The 15,996-nt window shown below is 56.9% G+C and carries 15 protein-coding genes and 1 riboswitch; of the genes, 5 read left to right on the top strand and 10 right to left on the bottom strand.

The window, feature by feature from the left end; all coding sequences use genetic code 11:
• Nucleotides 1-361: 361 nt before the first annotated feature.
• Nucleotides 362-1,831 (top strand): AMP nucleosidase, encoded by a 1,470-nt coding sequence (locus CU041_RS19740; protein ID WP_101248169.1) that lies wholly within the window; start codon nucleotides 362-364, stop codon nucleotides 1,829-1,831.
• A gap of 300 nt (nucleotides 1,832-2,131) precedes the next feature.
• Nucleotides 2,132-3,313, top strand: a complete 1,182-nt coding sequence (chrA, locus tag CU041_RS19735) for a chromate efflux transporter (RefSeq protein WP_233433190.1) — start codon at nucleotides 2,132-2,134, stop codon at nucleotides 3,311-3,313.
• A gap of 60 nt (nucleotides 3,314-3,373) precedes the next feature.
• Here chrA and CU041_RS19730 read toward each other — a convergent pair whose 3' ends face one another.
• The 6 genes from CU041_RS19730 to CU041_RS19705 all read right to left on the bottom strand — a co-directional run bounded on the left by CU041_RS19730 (nucleotide 3,374) and on the right by CU041_RS19705 (nucleotide 9,655).
• The gene (locus tag CU041_RS19730) at nucleotides 3,374-4,834 is read right to left on the bottom strand and encodes a serine hydrolase domain-containing protein (protein WP_101248168.1); all 1,461 of its coding nucleotides are present in this window, start codon (nucleotides 4,832-4,834) and stop codon (nucleotides 3,374-3,376) included.
• Nucleotides 4,835-4,930: 96 nt separating this feature from the next.
• Nucleotides 4,931-6,097, bottom strand: a complete 1,167-nt coding sequence (locus tag CU041_RS19725; protein WP_101248167.1) for an MFS transporter — start codon at nucleotides 6,095-6,097, stop codon at nucleotides 4,931-4,933.
• A 165-nt stretch (nucleotides 6,098-6,262) separates the two neighbouring features.
• On the bottom strand, nucleotides 6,263-6,850 hold the full coding sequence (locus CU041_RS19720; protein WP_233433189.1) for a helix-turn-helix domain-containing protein: 588 nt from the start codon (nucleotides 6,848-6,850) through the stop codon (nucleotides 6,263-6,265).
• Between the two features lie 133 nt (nucleotides 6,851-6,983).
• On the bottom strand, nucleotides 6,984-7,553 hold the full coding sequence (gene rsmD, locus CU041_RS19715) for a 16S rRNA (guanine(966)-N(2))-methyltransferase RsmD (protein ID WP_101248166.1): 570 nt from the start codon (nucleotides 7,551-7,553) through the stop codon (nucleotides 6,984-6,986).
• Nucleotides 7,554-7,559: 6 nt separating this feature from the next.
• Nucleotides 7,560-8,936 (bottom strand): pseudouridine synthase, encoded by a 1,377-nt coding sequence (locus tag CU041_RS21055; protein ID WP_101248165.1) that lies wholly within the window; start codon nucleotides 8,934-8,936, stop codon nucleotides 7,560-7,562.
• Complete coding sequence (locus CU041_RS19705) at nucleotides 8,933-9,655, bottom strand: gamma-glutamyl-gamma-aminobutyrate hydrolase family protein (protein WP_101248192.1); 723 nt, start codon at nucleotides 9,653-9,655, stop codon at nucleotides 8,933-8,935. Before CU041_RS19705 ends, CU041_RS21055 begins: the two co-directional genes overlap by 4 nt.
• 296 nt (nucleotides 9,656-9,951) lie before the next feature.
• Here CU041_RS19705 and CU041_RS19700 point away from each other — a divergent pair, with 296 nt between their 5' ends.
• Complete coding sequence (locus CU041_RS19700; RefSeq protein ID WP_068517281.1) at nucleotides 9,952-10,404, top strand: nucleoside deaminase; 453 nt, start codon at nucleotides 9,952-9,954, stop codon at nucleotides 10,402-10,404.
• Between the two features lies 1 nt (nucleotide 10,405).
• Here the strand turns inward: CU041_RS19700 and CU041_RS19695 are convergent, their stop codons facing one another.
• On the bottom strand, nucleotides 10,406-10,879 hold the full coding sequence (locus CU041_RS19695; RefSeq protein WP_101248164.1) for an RrF2 family transcriptional regulator: 474 nt from the start codon (nucleotides 10,877-10,879) through the stop codon (nucleotides 10,406-10,408).
• A gap of 156 nt (nucleotides 10,880-11,035) precedes the next feature.
• Between CU041_RS19695 and CU041_RS19690 the strand changes: the two genes are divergently transcribed.
• Nucleotides 11,036-11,677: a class I SAM-dependent methyltransferase gene (locus tag CU041_RS19690; RefSeq protein WP_233433187.1), complete on the top strand. Its 642-nt coding sequence runs from the start codon at nucleotides 11,036-11,038 to the stop codon at nucleotides 11,675-11,677.
• A 62-nt stretch (nucleotides 11,678-11,739) separates the two neighbouring features.
• Here CU041_RS19690 and CU041_RS19685 read toward each other — a convergent pair whose 3' ends face one another.
• Both CU041_RS19685 and CU041_RS19680 read right to left on the bottom strand, forming a co-directional pair.
• The gene (locus CU041_RS19685; protein WP_233433186.1) at nucleotides 11,740-12,006 is read right to left on the bottom strand and encodes an Atu4866 domain-containing protein; all 267 of its coding nucleotides are present in this window, start codon (nucleotides 12,004-12,006) and stop codon (nucleotides 11,740-11,742) included.
• Between the two features lie 92 nt (nucleotides 12,007-12,098).
• On the bottom strand, nucleotides 12,099-12,845 hold the full coding sequence (locus CU041_RS19680; RefSeq protein WP_212733824.1) for an SDR family oxidoreductase: 747 nt from the start codon (nucleotides 12,843-12,845) through the stop codon (nucleotides 12,099-12,101).
• Nucleotides 12,846-13,015: 170 nt separating this feature from the next.
• Between CU041_RS19680 and CU041_RS19675 the strand changes: the two genes are divergently transcribed.
• Nucleotides 13,016-13,933 (top strand): AraC family transcriptional regulator, encoded by a 918-nt coding sequence (locus CU041_RS19675; RefSeq protein WP_101248162.1) that lies wholly within the window; start codon nucleotides 13,016-13,018, stop codon nucleotides 13,931-13,933.
• 55 nt (nucleotides 13,934-13,988) lie between these two features.
• On the opposite strand, the gene CU041_RS19670 is transcribed toward CU041_RS19675, so the two are convergent.
• Entirely contained in the window at nucleotides 13,989-15,590 is a 1,602-nt protein-coding gene (locus CU041_RS19670; protein ID WP_233433185.1) for a glucan biosynthesis protein, read from the bottom strand.
• Nucleotides 15,591-15,760: 170 nt separating this feature from the next.
• A riboswitch (cobalamin riboswitch) is annotated at nucleotides 15,761-15,959 on the top strand.
• Nucleotides 15,960-15,996 lie beyond the last annotated feature (37 nt).

Raw genomic sequence — 15,996 nt, 5'->3', positions numbered from 1 at the left:
TTTTTGCCCGGATTCCGGCACCCGCGATAAAGTCACCGGTGCGCAGACTATTTGAGACCGGCCTTGTTATGGGCCGCGCATCAAAACTGTCATTTGGAATTCTTGAAAATAAATCCGACATATAAGTCATAAGCATCTGAAACCGCCGGAAAAGCGGGTTGTTTCGGCACAGCCGGTTCCCTGTATTTCAGGATATTCACCCAGGGATAGAACGGGATGAAAAAGTTTTCGGTTGTCAGAAGGCGGGCGGGCGGTGATAAATCTCTCGCTCCAAGGGCCTTTGTAATTGATCGGGCGTGATTTCACGCACCTTGATCAGACAGGGGTTCTGAAACAACAATAACAAAAAGGAGCATCCATTATGGTTTCTGGAGTACACGGATCGGTACGCGATCTGTTTGAATTCACTGACGCTGACAAGGCACTTGCGCGCATCAAGGATATCTATGCGACCGGTGCCAATGCCGTCCAGGAGGCCTTTAACCGTTTCGGTCAAGGTCAGCAATCTTCCCCCGTACGCGCCTATTACCCGTATCTTGGCATCGAAGTGCCGCCGGAAAAATTGCATGTCGAAAGCACGCTTTCGTTCGGCGCACCACGCGACCCGGGCATTTACGGCACGACGCTGACCCGTCCTGACCTGTTTGAAGAATATTACCGCGAGCAGATCGAGCTTCTGCTTAAGAACCACGACGTGCCTGTTGTGGTTGGTGTGTCTGATCGCCCGATCCCGCTGCCATTCCTGGTCGAATCGGCAACCGACAGTATCGGTCCGACCGATATCCGGTCGATGCAACTGATCTTTGACATGCCCGATCTGGCCCGTACCGATGATGATATCGCCAATGGCGTGCATTACGGCAACAGTGACGGCCCCAAACCGCTGTCGCTGTTTTCCGGGGAACGTGTTGATTATTCACTGGCACGCTTGCGCCATTATACGGCGACTGCACCGGAACATTTCCAGAAGTTCGTGCTGTTCACCAACTATCAGCGCTATGTCGATGAATTCATCGAATTCGCCAAATTGCAGCTCGAAGATCCGCAAAGCCCCTATGTCGCCTTTGTCGAACCGGGGCCGAAGGTCCATGTGCGCAAAGACGCCCCGGCGGGCTGGCAGGAATCGGGCGAGGCAGTCAAGCAACTGCCGCAAATGCCGTCCTATCATCTGATCCGCGAAGACGGGCTTGGTGTGACGCTGGTCAATATCGGTGTCGGGCCGTCCAATGCAAAAACGGCAACGGATCATATTGCCGTGTTGCGTCCGCATTGCTGGTTGATGCTTGGTCACTGTGCGGGGCTGCGGCGCAGTCAGTTGCTTGGTGACTATGTGCTGGCCCATGGTTATGTGCGTGATGACCATGTTCTGGATTCGGATTTGCCCTTGTGGATTCCGGTCCCGCCGATTGCCGAAGTGCAGGTCGCGCTTGCCGACTCGGTTGCCAAAATCACCGGTCTCAAGGGCCGCGAGATGAAGGCACGCATGCGAACCGGCACGGTGGCAACCACGGATAACCGTAACTGGGAACTGCGTTATAGCGAACTGTTCGGCCGTCTGAACCAGTCACGCGCAATTGCCGTGGATATGGAAAGTGCGACGATTGCTGCCAACGGTTTCCGGTTCCGTGTGCCATATGGCACGCTTCTGTGTGTTTCCGACAAACCGGTCCATGGCGAATTGAAACTGCCGGGCATGGCTAACAATTTCTATCGCCAGCGGATCGGTCAGCATCTTCAGGTTGGTCTCGATACCATTGATACCCTGCGTCAGGACGTCAATCAGCTGCATTCACGCAAATTGCGTTCGCTCGACGAACCGGCATTCCGCTAAAACCCGGATTTCCGGTCTGGCGCTTTGATCTTGCCCCTGTCACCGCATCAAACCGGTGGCAGGGGTTTTATTATGGTTTGATGACGAACGGGCAGGGGGCTGCTTTTGACTTTGCAGGTGCAGCCCGGTTGCGTAAGTTCAGGCAAAAAGATCCTGACGAACGTGATCATGGGGCAATAACCCGCAATGTCTGACAACATGACAAACCCTGACTCGGACCCTGACTTTGACCCTGCGCCGGTGTCATCTGTCTCACCTGCTTTACTGCCGGAAAACGGTGTGGGGCTGTGGCAGATTTTCATGATTTTCCTGCGCCTTGGTTTGACCAGCTTTGGCGGGCCAGTCGCCCATATCGGTTATTTCCGCGAAGAATTCGTCGCGCGGCGCAAATGGCTAAGTGATGCGGCCTATGCCGATCTGGTTGCACTGTGTCAGTTCGCACCCGGACCGGCCAGTTCACAGGTTGGCATGGGGATCGGTATGGCGCTTGGCGGTGTGCGCGGATCCCTTGTGGCCTGGCTTGGTTTTACGATGCCGTCGGCCATTGTGCTGGCGGTTCTTGGCATGGCGTTTGTCGGGTTTGATCTGGCATCGGTTGACGGGGTTCTGCGCGGTCTCAAGCTGGTGGCGGTGGGCGTGGTTGCCCATGCCTTGTTTGGCATGGCACGAAGCCTCTGTCCCGATATTGCGCGTGCGGTTCTGGCCATTGTTGCCGCCGCCATCATGATCGCAAGCAACACGGTCCTTGCGCAATTTGCAGTCATTCTGGGCGGGATGCTGGCCGGTTTTGTGATGCTGCGCGCCAAGGTCGATGACCATCCGATGGCGCCGATGGCCCCCCGTTCGGCCACAGGGGCGATTGCCGCACTTTGTTGTTTCTTTGCCCTTTTGGTCATTTTGCCACTGGCTGCCCATTTTGATCAAAGCGGGCTGTTTGCAGTCATTGACGGGTTTTATCGCAGCGGGGCGCTGGTATTTGGCGGCGGGCATGTTGTCTTGCCGCTTCTCGAAAATGCGGTGGTCGATCCGGGCTGGGTCGATACACAGACCTTCCTTGCCGGTTATGGCGCGACCCAGGCGGTTCCCGGGCCGATCTTTACCTTTGCAGCGTATCTTGGTGCTGCCTTGCATAACGGGTCGGCCACGGATGGCGGCATCGTGATCAGTGCGGTGACGTCGATGATTACCCTGGTGGCGATCTTTTTGCCGGCCTGGTTGCTGGTTGTCGGGCTGTTGCCATTCTGGGACCGGGTACGACATATCGGCGCGATGCGGGCCGGGCTGCTGGGCATTAATGCCGCGGTGGTTGGGTTGCTGGCGGCGGTTCTTTATGACCCGATCTGGACCGGTGCAATCCATGACATGTTTGATATCGGCTGTGTCGCGATCGCCTTTGTTGTTTTGCAATGGCGGATCATGCCGGTCTGGGCGCTGGTCGGGATCGGGGCAGGTGCCGGGTATGTTGTGGCGCTGCTGGCCTAGGATCTGAACCCGGTTGAATGTTCAGACACCGGTTCAGTCCTACTGATCAGTCAATGCTTGTCAATCAGTGCTGGGCCCGGTGGCATCCTGGATGTCTTCGCCGTCCGGACTGTTTTGCGATGCGGTCGGGGTATCGGGAAACAGGTTGCTGATATCGGATACGAAATTGCGCAGGTTGAATGCTTCGCGCTTGCGGGTAACGCCAAGCCGCACGATGACCAGTTCCTTGGACGGGATGACACTAAGTGACTGGCCATCATGGCCAAGTGCAAAGAACGCATCATCGGGCAGTTCGGCGATGCCGTTTCGCGGGTTGCCTTCGTCATCACGGTCGCCGGGCAGATCAAGCCACCAATGCGCCCCATAAATGCCGTCGGGATCACTTTCATCCGGGCTGCTGGTGTAATCGACCCAGCCTTCGGGCAGCAAACGCTGTCCTTCCCAAACGCCATCCTGAAGATAAAGCTGGCCGATCTTGGCCCAGTCGCGCGCCGTTGCATGCATGAAGCTTGATGCGATGAAATATCCCTCGGGATCGGTTTCGATCACCGCACTTTTCATGCCAAGCGGCCGGAACAAAAGTTCGGTCGGGCGGGCAAGATATGTGCTGCGTGAACCGCTCAGATTGCGAACAGCAGCCGACAGAATATTTGATGCCCCGGAATTATAGGCAAAGACTTCACCCGGGCTGTGTTCCTGCTGTTTGGATACGGCATAGCCCGCGGCGGCCGGCTGGACGAACAGCATCTGCACCACATCGGAAAGCGGGTTCCAGTAGGATTCGCTAAATTCAATGCCGCTTCGCATCCGAAGCAACTGGTCATAGGTAATGGCCGCGCGCGGATCATTTGTCTGCGCCTGCCATTCATTGATCAGAACCGGATCATGAATGTCGGGCATCATGCCTTCGTTCTGCATGCGGCCCAGAACGGTGTTCCAGACACTTTTGGTCATCGACCATCCCGGAAGCGGCGTCTGTGCGGTAATGCCGTCGGCATATCGTTCGGCAATGACCTTGCCGCGATACAGGATCAATACCGCGCGCGTGCGCCGTTCGGGGCGGACACCGGGTTCGTCCATGACATCAAACAGGATATTGTTCAATGCGCGGCGGTCGACTTCGGCCGGAAGGCTTGTGGTCAGAAGCGGCTTGGCAGCAATCGGTTTGATCACCGGTGTCGAATTGCGCAGGCGCGCAATATGGGCCTGATCATCGGCCAGCGTGCAGCCCAGATTCGGCCGATAAACCGCAAACCGTTTCCGGAAACCGAATGCATGGGCGCTGACCGTCTGGTTGCGCAGATCGACATTGGTGGTGATCAGCGACAGCAACGCATTATTGTCGGCAAGAACGTCTTCATCGCGCGCACGGCTGGATGGCAATCCGTTCACAAAAATCGCCGAACACATGATCTTTGCGCTATAGGCCGCACCGACCGGCGCAAGCCAGATAAAGAACGCGGCAACAACAGACAGGCCAATCAATATCGTTCCGATAAAGATGGCCTTGATCAACTGCATCCCGCTTCCCTGCCCTGTGTGTCATTGCCTCTTTGATTGAGGGGATTGGAGGGTCGCCTGCTTCGCAGGATAGGTCAAGTCATCGTATCGTATAGGTCAGGCGGTTACGCGGCGTATGGGGGACCTGATCGCCGAAATCATGAAGCCTGCAAAATAGAAACCGGCAAGGATCACCGCCGCACCACCCCAGCCATTGAAATCAATCATGGCCCCGGTAAGCGGTGGGACAATGACCACAAAAATCTCGGCAAATTGGGCCAGCATCCCCTGAAGGGCAGGCATTGAAAGACCGTCCTTGGCGATGGCCGGCAACAGGGCAAAACAGGTGCCGGCAACCGCCCCCTGACCGATATTGAAAATCACCAGCGCGATCAGGCTGATTGCCATGTCCGTGCTGACAAACAAGGTCGCGATGGCGGCTGCCATCATCGGCAAAAACGCGATCAGAATGCGCCGTCCGGCAACCTGACGGCCAAGGGCCACGCCCGCACCGATACTGCCGATAATATTGCCGACAATCGCGGTCGTTCCGATGACCCCGGCTGCCGGTGCGATCCCGATATCAAGATTGTCGACCATCATTGCCGGCATGAAGGCGAGGGCTGCGGATGTTGCCCCGGCAAAGGCGGAAAATGTCAGTGCGACTTTCAGCGCGGAACGTGATTTCAGAACCCCCATCACCCCGCTGCCAAGGGATTTGCGCACGGTCGGGGTGGGCGGTTTTTCCATCAATGCCAGAAGCGGCAATAAAACAAGAACAGGAACCGTGCAGGCCGCAACCGCCAGACGCCAGTCCAGCCACACGACCATCGCCGCACTGATCCAGTTGCCCAATGCAATGCCTACCGGAATGAAAGTGCCCCAGATGCTCATGGCCATGGCGACCATTTTCGGATTGTCAAAACCCGCCATCCAGCTCGGCGCACCGACCACAATCAGCAAATAGCCGATCGATGTCACCAGCCGCCCGGCATAAAGCAGTGGCGTCGCATTGGCCGTGGCAAAGATCACGGCACCGGCAATCATCATAAGCCCGCCCAGGACCAGTGATTTGCGCAAACCGGCGCGCGCAGCCCATACACCGGTTGGAATGGCGGCAAGTGCCCCGGCCGCGGTGATCAGGGACGCAACAAGACCGAATTCCGCCTGGCTAAGGCCAAAGCCCGCCCGCAAATCGGGGGCAATCGGCCCGATCAGGCCAACCTGCATGGATGCAGTCAGTCCCAATCCATACAGAATGATGATGGCAAATATCGGTGGCATGTGGCGTTTCCGTCAGGTGGTGTTTTTTATGGTTTGAAATGGCAGATCGCCGGAAACGCACGGCACTTCAAATGCACGGCAATTCCGGTGTCGCTATGACTACCCGAAATCGGGGGCCGGTGACCACGTATGAAATATGCGTGCGGATGGGAAAGTCGAACCGGATCAGATGTGGTTCGGTGCCTGGTCATAGCCGGTGGTCAGGCGCACCGCCGTTCCATCCGACAGGAAAAAACGTTCCCACAGAATGAAGCTGTCAACGATGCGCATCGGCGCACCGTCCCGTCGGGATGTCTCGAAGGTCAGATGATCGGCCTGATCTTCGTGCCATCCCATGTCATGCAGGCTTTTTTCCGCGGTTGCGATTTCCGGTGTGGCAAACCGCCAAAGCGATGTGCCAAGCAGTTCGGTGCAGTCGCGCTGCCATTCATGGGCCCGGGCATGAGATGCGCAGAGCAGTCTGTGGGACCGGTCCTCGATCAGGTGGACCCGCTGGCTGGAATGGGTGACCAGCCGCTTGATCGCATGATCAAGACGGAAATTGCGTTTGCGCGTCATCATCTGATGGATCAGGTCATATTGCAGCGGGGCAGGGCGCTGTGTGCCGTTTTCCCAGCGCGAAACGGTTGCCTGTGTAACACCCAGAATATCGGCCAGACGCGATTGTTTAATGTCGCTCATGCGGCGCCATTGGCGCAACAGGCGTCCAAATTCCTTGTCCGGGGCGGGTGTCGACAGGGCTTTCATGATCATCAACCGTTTCAATGCTGTCTGAACGGTATCACAAATTGCGCAATCTGGCAGCAGGCGGGTGGGAATGGCTGATCTGCGCGATCATTTCAATCGCGCTCGTAAATCGCACTTGTAAATCGCGTTTGGGCGATGATCAGCCTGCCATGCGGCCGATATCAATCTGGCAGCGGCCATATTTGCGTGAATCACAAAGTTCAAACCCGGCAAGGCCGATTTGCGGATCACGGGGATCACGTTCGGCAATGATCAGGGTATTGGCATCAATCCATCCGGCTGTGGCAAGGGCGCTGATGCTGGGTTCGAGCAAATCCTTGCCATAGGGCGGATCAAGGAAAATCATGCTGGCCGGTTCAATGGCGCGGGGTGGTTTGGTGGCATCCGCGCGCTGTGCCTTGGCCTGATTGCCGACCTTCAGGGTATCAATATTCTGCTCGACAATGGCGATGGCCTTGCGGTCGGTGTCAAAGAACACGGCCTTTGACGCCCCGCGCGAAAGGGCCTCAAGACCCAAGGCACCAGACCCGGCATAGGCATCAAGCACCACACCGTCATAAAGCGGGTGGAAGTCATCCTCGTACCAGCGTGATGCGTGCGACAGGATGTTGAAAAGCGCCTCGCGCACACGATCAAGGGTCGGGCGGGTGTCACGCCCTTCAGGCGCGTTCAAAACCCGTCCACGATGACTTCCGCCAACAATCCGCATTTATGGTCAGTCCTTTTTACCGCGCGGGCGGTTGCCTGCGGGTTTGCGACCCGGTGCGGAATTGCCCGATGATGCGGGCTTGCCGCCGCGTGCACCTGAACGACCGACCGGCTTGTTGCTGACATCGTTGAAGTTGCCACCCGAACGGTTGCCTGAACGACCACCGCCTGCACCTGCATTCGACCGGCCGTCCGCACCGGCACCAGAACCGGCACCACGGCCGCGCCCGCGCCCGTTGCCGGGGCCATTGCGGTCATCGGGTGCACCGGCCTTGCCGCCGGTGCCGTAACGACCGCGACCCTTGTTGGTCGGGCGTGCAGCACCGCGTTCATCGCGTTCTTCACGCTCCGGGCGGGTATTCTGGGCGGCGGGTTTGCCGCGTCCACCCGGACGCGGGGCCGCACCGATGCGCGGACCCTTGCGGGCGGCACCGGAACTTGGGCGGGAAGCAGCGCGGTTATCGCGCGCATCCTCGCCATCACTGGTGTTCTGGGCGGTACCTGCCGGGCCACCCTGATTGCCTTGCGGGCGTTTGCGCTGGGCGGGTTGGCCAAATACGGTACGCGGTGCTTTGGGGCGACCGGTGCCGCCACGGGCAACCGATTTCTTTTCGGAAACCTTGCTGTAATCACCGCGGAAGAACGCGGCGAGCTGTTCTTTCATTACCTTGCCGGTGATTTCTTCGCACTCGCCCGGGGCCAGACTGCCCAACTGGAACGGGCCGTAAGATACGCGCATCAGGCGCGTTACCGGCCAGCCCAGATGTTCCATCACCCGGCGGATTTCACGGTTCTTGCCTTCGCGAAGCGTGACGGTCATCCAGGCATTGGTGCCTTTCTGAACGTCGACTTCGGCCTGGATCGATCCGTAATGGACGCCATCAACCGTGATGCCTTCTTCAAGCTGTTTAAGTTTTTCTTCCTCGATCCGGCCATGCACGCGCACACGGTATCGGCGGGCCCATCCGGTTGCCGGAAGTTCCAGATAACGGGCAAGTTCCCCGTCATTGGTCAGCAACAGCAACCCTTCGGAATTAAGGTCAAGACGACCAACCGAAATCACACGCGGCACATAGCTTGGCAGATGTTCAAATACCGTATCGCGGCCCTGTTCATCGCGGTGGCTGGTGACCAGCCCGCGCTTTTTGAACAACCGCCACAGGCGCGGCTTTTCCTTTTCCGGCAACGGCTTGCCATCGACAATGATCTCGTCCTCGTCGGTGACCGTTACGGCGGGGCTATCAAGCTTTCTGCCATTCAGGCGCACCAGACCTTCGGCGATCATGCGTTCGGCATCGCGCCGGGAACAGACACCGGATCGCGCAATGCGTTTGGCAATGCGTTCGGGTTTGTTGTCGTTCTGGGTGTCGTTTTTGTCGCTCATTTGCGGGCCTCGGCAATCAGGGCGTCAAAGATTTTGGCATCGCCCGAGCTGATATGAAATTCGGGATGCCACTGGACCCCGAGACAATAGCGGTATTTCGGATGTTCAATCCCCTCGATCACGCCATCAGGCGCATAGGAATTGATGACCACATCCGGGCCAACTCCATCAACCGCCTGATGGTGGGCGGAATTGACCGACAGTGTTTTGGCATCGCCAACGATTTTGGCCAGAAGCGTATCGGCCTCGACCGTGACGTCATGACCGGCCTCGTCGCGCGGGTTTGGCTGTTCGTGGGGAAGGCAGTTTTCGATCGCGTCTGGGATATGCTGGATCAATGATCCGCCCAGAATAACGTTCAAAAGCTGCTGCCCGCCGCAAATGCCCAAAACCGGCATGTCGCGTTTAAGCGCACCTTCGGCCATCGCCCATTCAAATTTGGTGCGCCGATCCTTGGTGACAACCGTGTCATGTTTTTCGGTTGCGCCAAACAGGCCGGGATCAACATCAAACGCGCCACCGGTCACCACCAGCCCGTCAATCAGATCAAGAAGATCGGGCACCAGTTCAATTTCATGGGGCAGGGGCATGGGAATGCCACCGGCTGCCGTGACCGCACCGGCATAGTTTTCACGCAGCGCATACCACGGGAATTTGGAATATCCGCCCGGTTCTTCGGAATCGAGTGTAATGCCAATGATCGGCTTGCGCGTGGTCATGACGATGCGAACCTTGATGCTGGTGACGGGATGGCGAAACAAGTTTGGCGGAAACTACCTTTCTAACCCGTGAAGGGCAACGGCAATTCACGCCGACAGTCTATGCGTTCTGCGCAGGCGGGCAAGGGTGTGTTGATCCGCCAATGCCGGTGATCATGGCTTGACCGACCCTGTGGAGTGATAGGACAATGTCATGAACCCAAAAAGGACCAAATGTCCTGAAACAAAGTAAAAGACCGGACCCGGCAGGGATGACGCCGGTCTGTCACTGGTTCGATCATCGGGATGGAAAGACTATGAGCGCAGACAGCTATATGGACATGGCCCTTGAAGAGGCCCGCGCGGCCGCACGTCGCGGCGAAGTACCGGTCGGGGCGGTTCTGGTTGATGCCGATACCGGCGAAGTTCTGGCGCGCGCCGGAAACCTGACCGAAGAAATGAACGACCCCACGGCCCATGCCGAAATTCTGGTGATCCGGGCCGCCGCCGGGGCAAAGGGTGAGCCACGTCTTCCCAATTGCGATCTTTATGTCACGCTGGAACCCTGTCCGATGTGCGCAACCGCCATTTCATTTGCCCGCCTTCGGCGCGTCTATTTCGGGGCCTATGATCCCAAGGGCGGTGGGGTTGATCACGGCCCGCGCGTGTTTGAAAGTTCAAGCTGCCATCACCGCCCCGAAGTTTACGGCGGGATTGGCGAGGTGGAGGCCGCAACCCTTCTGAAGGAATTCTTTGGCAGCCTGCGCTGACTCAGTGGTGCTGGTCAGCAAAATGATGCAGGTTATCCGGGCTTAATCCCAATTCCGCCAACCGCTTTTCAAAATCAACGGCCAGATCGGCCATGGTGACCGATGATAGTGCCGTGATGAATGTCTCGGACGCCAATTGCAATGCGCGCGCGGTCGCCGTATTGGCCGCCTTTTCCATCAAGCATTGAGACTCTTCATCCCCGCAGCCAAGGGCAAAAAGGGTCGGTGCGCCCAGCGCCTGATAAATTTCCGCCAGCGTGATTTTTTCAAGCGGCCGTGCCAGTTGCCAGCCGCCGCCATGGCCCTTGATGGATGTTAATATCCCCCGATCACGCAGCCCCGCCATTGTCCGCCGGACAACGGCGGCATTGGTATTGAGCATCCCGGCCAGTTGTTCTGATGTCGCGGGGTCTTTCATGTCGCTCAGATGCAAAAGCGCATGCAAAACCCGGGGCAGGCGGTTGTCCTGACGCATGAAGGCGGTCCTGTTTGTCGATCAGATGTTTTGTCATTTTTATCACATGTAACAATCAAAGATACATGAAATTGACAGGCATGGCGAATCATGTAACTTTTAATGTTACGTGACTCGCCATCACGGATATCCCCCGACTTTATCAAGAGAACTCCGATGAAATTTGATCCAAATGTTGATCCCAAAATGGACGCCAGAACCTTTTGGGAAGAAACCTATGAAAAGCAGTCCCCGCAAACCAGCGGCAAGCCGTCTGCTGTTCTTGAACGGTTTGTTGCCGGTCGCCCGGTGGGGCGCGCACTTGAACTTGGTTGTGGCAAGGGCGATGACGCCGTCTGGCTGGCAAAAGGCGGGTGGCAAGTGACAGCTGTCGATATTTCGGAAACGGCACTCGGCTATGCGCGGGCCAATGCCCTGCGCAATGGCGTGCAGGATAATATTGCCTTCGCGGCCCATGATCTGGATACAAGCCTGCCAGGCGGCACTTTTGATCTGGTAACCGCGCAATTCCTGCAATCACCGCTGGAATTTGCCCGCGACAAGATTTTGAACCGGGCAGCACAACAGGTTGTGACAAACGGCTTGTTGCTGATTACCACCCACGGATCACGTCCATCATGGTCATCGGCCCCCGAAGACATGGTGTTCCCGACACCTGCACAGGCACGCGATGCCCTGGGGCTTGATATGAGCCGGTGGAAAACCGTCACGGTGGATAATTTCGAACGCATGGCGACCGGTCCCAAGGGTGAAAAGGGCTCGGTCATTGATACGGTCATTGCGCTTGAACGTATCTGAGTAAAACAAAACCGGGCGGGCCCGTATGCTCGCCCGCGTTGTCCGGGGGTCGGCAGGCTGATCTAGTTTATGGTCGCCTCGCGGAACATCACCATACCGCCGTGATACAGAACGTCATTTTCAAAATATCCATCTGCGGTAAAGCCGGTGTCATCCTGATAGGTGATGTAATTGCCCGATACCTGATAATCGCCCTGATAGGCCGATTGACGGGTGCCACGGGCTTCGTCATAGCGACCATTGGGCAGCAGTTCCTGACGGACATGGCCGTCCTTGGTCACCCACATGCCGATATAGGGATGCGGGGCGGTTTGGATGGTTTTGCGCATCTCTGTCTCCTGTTGGGCCGATGCTGATGGTGCAAGCACCACCAGCATCATCAGCAAAGTTGCAAAGCCGGATGAAAGGACGGATTGCCTCATCAGAAGGCCGATGCCGTCGGCCGGACGATCACTTCGTTGACATCAACATCGGCGGGTTGATCAAGCGTATAAAGAACCGCACGGGCAATCGCATCGGGTGTCAGGGCGATCTGGCGGAACTGGGTCAGCAATTCCTTGCTGGTCGGATCGGAAATATCGTGGCCCAGTTCGGTTTCAACCACGCCCGGCGAAATGGTCGTCACGCGGACATTTTCGCTTTCCTGGCGCAGGCCTTCGGAAATGGCCCAGACGGCGTATTTGGTACCGCAATAAACCGCCGCACTTGGCACAACAACATGTGCACCAATTGATGCGGTATTGATGACATGGCCGCTGCCCTGTGCCTTGAAAATCGGAAGAACAGCAGCAATCCCGTTCAGAACACCACGGATATTGACGTTGATCATGTTTTCCCACTCATCGGTTTTAAGTTCCGACATCGGGGCAAGCGGCATCACGCCGGCATTGTTGAAAATCGCATCGACGCGCCCGAAAAGGTTCTGGGCGTTATAAACCAGTGCCTCGACACTGTCGGCATTGGTGACATCAACCGACCGGGCCATGGCAGTGCCACCGGCGGCCTCGATTTCGGTAACAATCTGATCAAGGCGTTCGGTACGGCGCGCGCCCAGAACAACCTTGGCCCCGCGCGATGCAAGCAGCCGGGCGGTGGCCTCCCCGATGCCGCTGCTGGCGCCGGTGATGATGACGGTCTTGTTTTCGAGATAATTGATCGGGTTCGTCATGACATGCTCCTTTGGTTTGTGTAATGGCGCTTACTGTGTCGATCAATGGGTATTTGTTGAATACACAGAACTCGAATTGGATTGCCTGATCCTCCAACTCGGGCAAAGTCCGCTTTTTCCAGGGTGTCGGGTGTGTATACTGCATCCAAGGAAATCAAAGGGATTTGGCCATGGACAGTTATCGGCGGCTTTGCGAACTGATTGATAAATACTGCGATGCGGATGGATCGGTGCGCACCTCGATCGAACCTGTCTGGATGTTTCGTTCGACCGCACCAAGCCTTAAGGTGCCAACGATTTACAAGCCCTGCCTGTGTCTGATTGTGTCGGGGGCCAAGGAAGTCACGCTGGGTCAGGAGCTCTATCGATATGAACCCGGACAGCTTCTTGCGGCATCGGTGGATTTGCCCCTTGTCGGGCATGTGACACTGGCAAGTGATCAGCAACCCTATCGCAGTTTGTCGCTTGATCTTGATGGCAAGATTTTAAGCGAACTGGTCACGCATATGGATCTCAAGATCGGGGCAGAAGGCGAAAGTGCCCGCGGGCTGTTTGTCGAACAAACCACCGACAGCCTGATTGATGCGGTGTTGCGCGTGGTCGAGTTGCTTGAAAGGCCCGATGACATTGCGGTCATGTTGCCGCTTCTGATGCGCGAAGTGCATTACCGACTGTTGCGCACCGGCAAGGGCGCGCTGATTGCCGGTCTTGCGATTGGTGGCAGCAATATGCAGCGGATATCGGCGGTGTTGCGGTTGATGAAGGATAATTTCGACAAGCCGCTGAAGATCGAGGAGCTGGCAGATTTCGCCAATATGAGCCCGTCATCCTTCCATCATCATTTCAAACAGGTCACCGCCATGAGCCCGCTGCAATATCAAAAGCGCCTGCGCCTGACGACGGCGCGTCAGATCATGCTCGCAGAAATGAAGGACGCGGCCAGTGCGGCCTATGCGGTCGGCTATGAAAGCGCATCGCAGTTCAGCCGCGAATATGCCCGCATGTTTGGTGCACCACCGATGCGCGATGTCATGGCAATCCTTGGGCAATCGGGCCAAGCGCGCCCGGGCGAAGGCATGGCGTCGTAAATAAAAAAACAGGGGGCGGTGTTGCCGCCCCCTGATCATTCTTGCCGGGTTTTGATCAGCCTTGATGCTGATTACCCAATGCCGGCAGATGCTGGAACATCCAGGTTTCACTGAGCGGGGCGTCCCCGCGTTTGAGATACATGCGCAGATCAACCGGATCGGTGCCGGCCGCTTTCAGGTCAAAGGCCGCCCGCCAGATGCGGGTATCCATGATCGGTTCGATCTTGGTGCGGGTGATTTCACCACGCGATGTCGATACGACGATTTCCGGGAACTCGCCATAGGCAAGGGTGCCAAGAACATCGCCTTCGAATTCGACGGAAAACTTGACCTCGTCTTTCGGGCGGTTGGTGCCCGGTTCGCCGCCGCGTCCCATGCGGGTCGACGTTGCCTTTGCCAGTTCGGCAACCGGGAACGGGTTATGGGCCTGCCAGTGAAGGCGATATTTGAACTGATAGCTGTTCCCGGCCTTGGCCGGGGCGTTCGGAACCCAGAATGCCGCGATGTTATCGTGGATTTCATCGTCGGTCGGAATTTCGATCAACTGTACGGCACCGTCATTCCAGTTTTCCTGGGGTTCGACCCACAGGCTGGGGCGACGGTGATAGCGTACACCATCAAGATAGTTCTTCACATCGCGGTCACGCTGCATCAGGCCAAAACCGCGCGGATTATGATCGGCAAAGGCCGATGCGCGGATGGTTTCGGGGTTGTTCAGCTGTCGCCAGATGCGTTCGCCACTGCCGGTCCACAGTTCCAAGCCATCGCTGTCATGGACTTCCGGGCGCCAGTCAAACCGGAATGATTTGTTCTGTTCGGAATACCAGAACATGCTGGTCAGCGGCGCAATGCCAAGCCGTTCGATATCGCGACGGACAAACAGGTGTTTTTCGATATCCATCGTCACGCCCTGCCCGCGATAGAGCAGGAATTTGTATGCACCCGTAATGCTTGGCCCATCAAGCAGGGCATAGATGGTGACCGGGTCTTCGGCATTTTTGGCCGGCTCGATAAAGAACTGGCGGAAATCGGGGAATTCTTCGGGTTGGGATGTGGCGGTATTGACCGCAATCCCGCGCGCGGACAGGCCATACTGGCCTTCATCACCGATGGCACGGAAATAGGATGCGCCAAGAAACGCCGCCCAGTCCTGGGTTTTCCAGTCATCACGCGACAGTTCTTCATGAAGGCGGAACCCGGCAAAGCCGCTGTTTTCGGGCAGCTGGCGGGCAATACTGTCGGCTGGCATGTCAAAGTAATCGGGTTTATAGATGACTTCGCGTGCCGTGCCATCTTCCAGAAGATACATGTGCACGGGCTTGGCGAAATACATGCCCAGATGGAAAAACGTTACCGGATAGGTGCCCGATCCATCGGAAAACGGCGAATGATCGCGTTTGTAATGCAATTTTCCATGGGTGTCGTAATCGATCCGCCCGACAATTTCCGGGTTGGGGGCGACTGGCGGCTCATAGGCGGCCTGCGCCATCGATTTGGCACGCGCAATCAGATCGGCAAAATCAAACGGCTGTCCCGCACCAAGGTCAAGCCCTGGTACTTCTGCCAATGCATGCTGATAGATCGACATTCCCGGCAGGATAAGACCGGCTGCCGCGATGGATTTCAAAAAGCGTCTGCGTTCAACAGAAGTCGTCATGTGCATCATGTTCCAATGGTTTCATTTGTCGGCAAGCATACCAGACAGTGTGGAGGTAATCGGGATGAAACATGGCAAATTCAAGGTCGTGTCGACTGCAATTTCTGCATGGACCCCTGTGTAAATGCCTCTGGTCATCTGCCAATTTCCTTGACCGGGTTTGGGCTTTAATCTAACGGTCAGATGTCGGTATCCGGATATCGGATAAAGGGAATTCGATTTGGGCTGCATGCCCATCAACCGAAGCTGCCCCCGCAACTGTAGGCGGTGAGCGTTTTTCTGACCAATGCCACTGGGATGAACCCGGGAAGGCCAGGAAAAGTGCTTTGACCCGCGAGCCAGGAGACCTGCCGACATGAATGCGACGGACCGGGCGGGGTGCCCCGGAGAATGTCGGCATATGTCG

It is taken from the genome of Thalassospira povalilytica (genome assembly GCF_002844235.1).
GTDB lineage: Bacteria > Pseudomonadota > Alphaproteobacteria > Rhodospirillales > Thalassospiraceae > Thalassospira > Thalassospira povalilytica.
The sequence above is the reverse complement of the archived record's forward strand: the minus strand, read 5'-3'. Positions and strand labels throughout refer to the sequence as shown.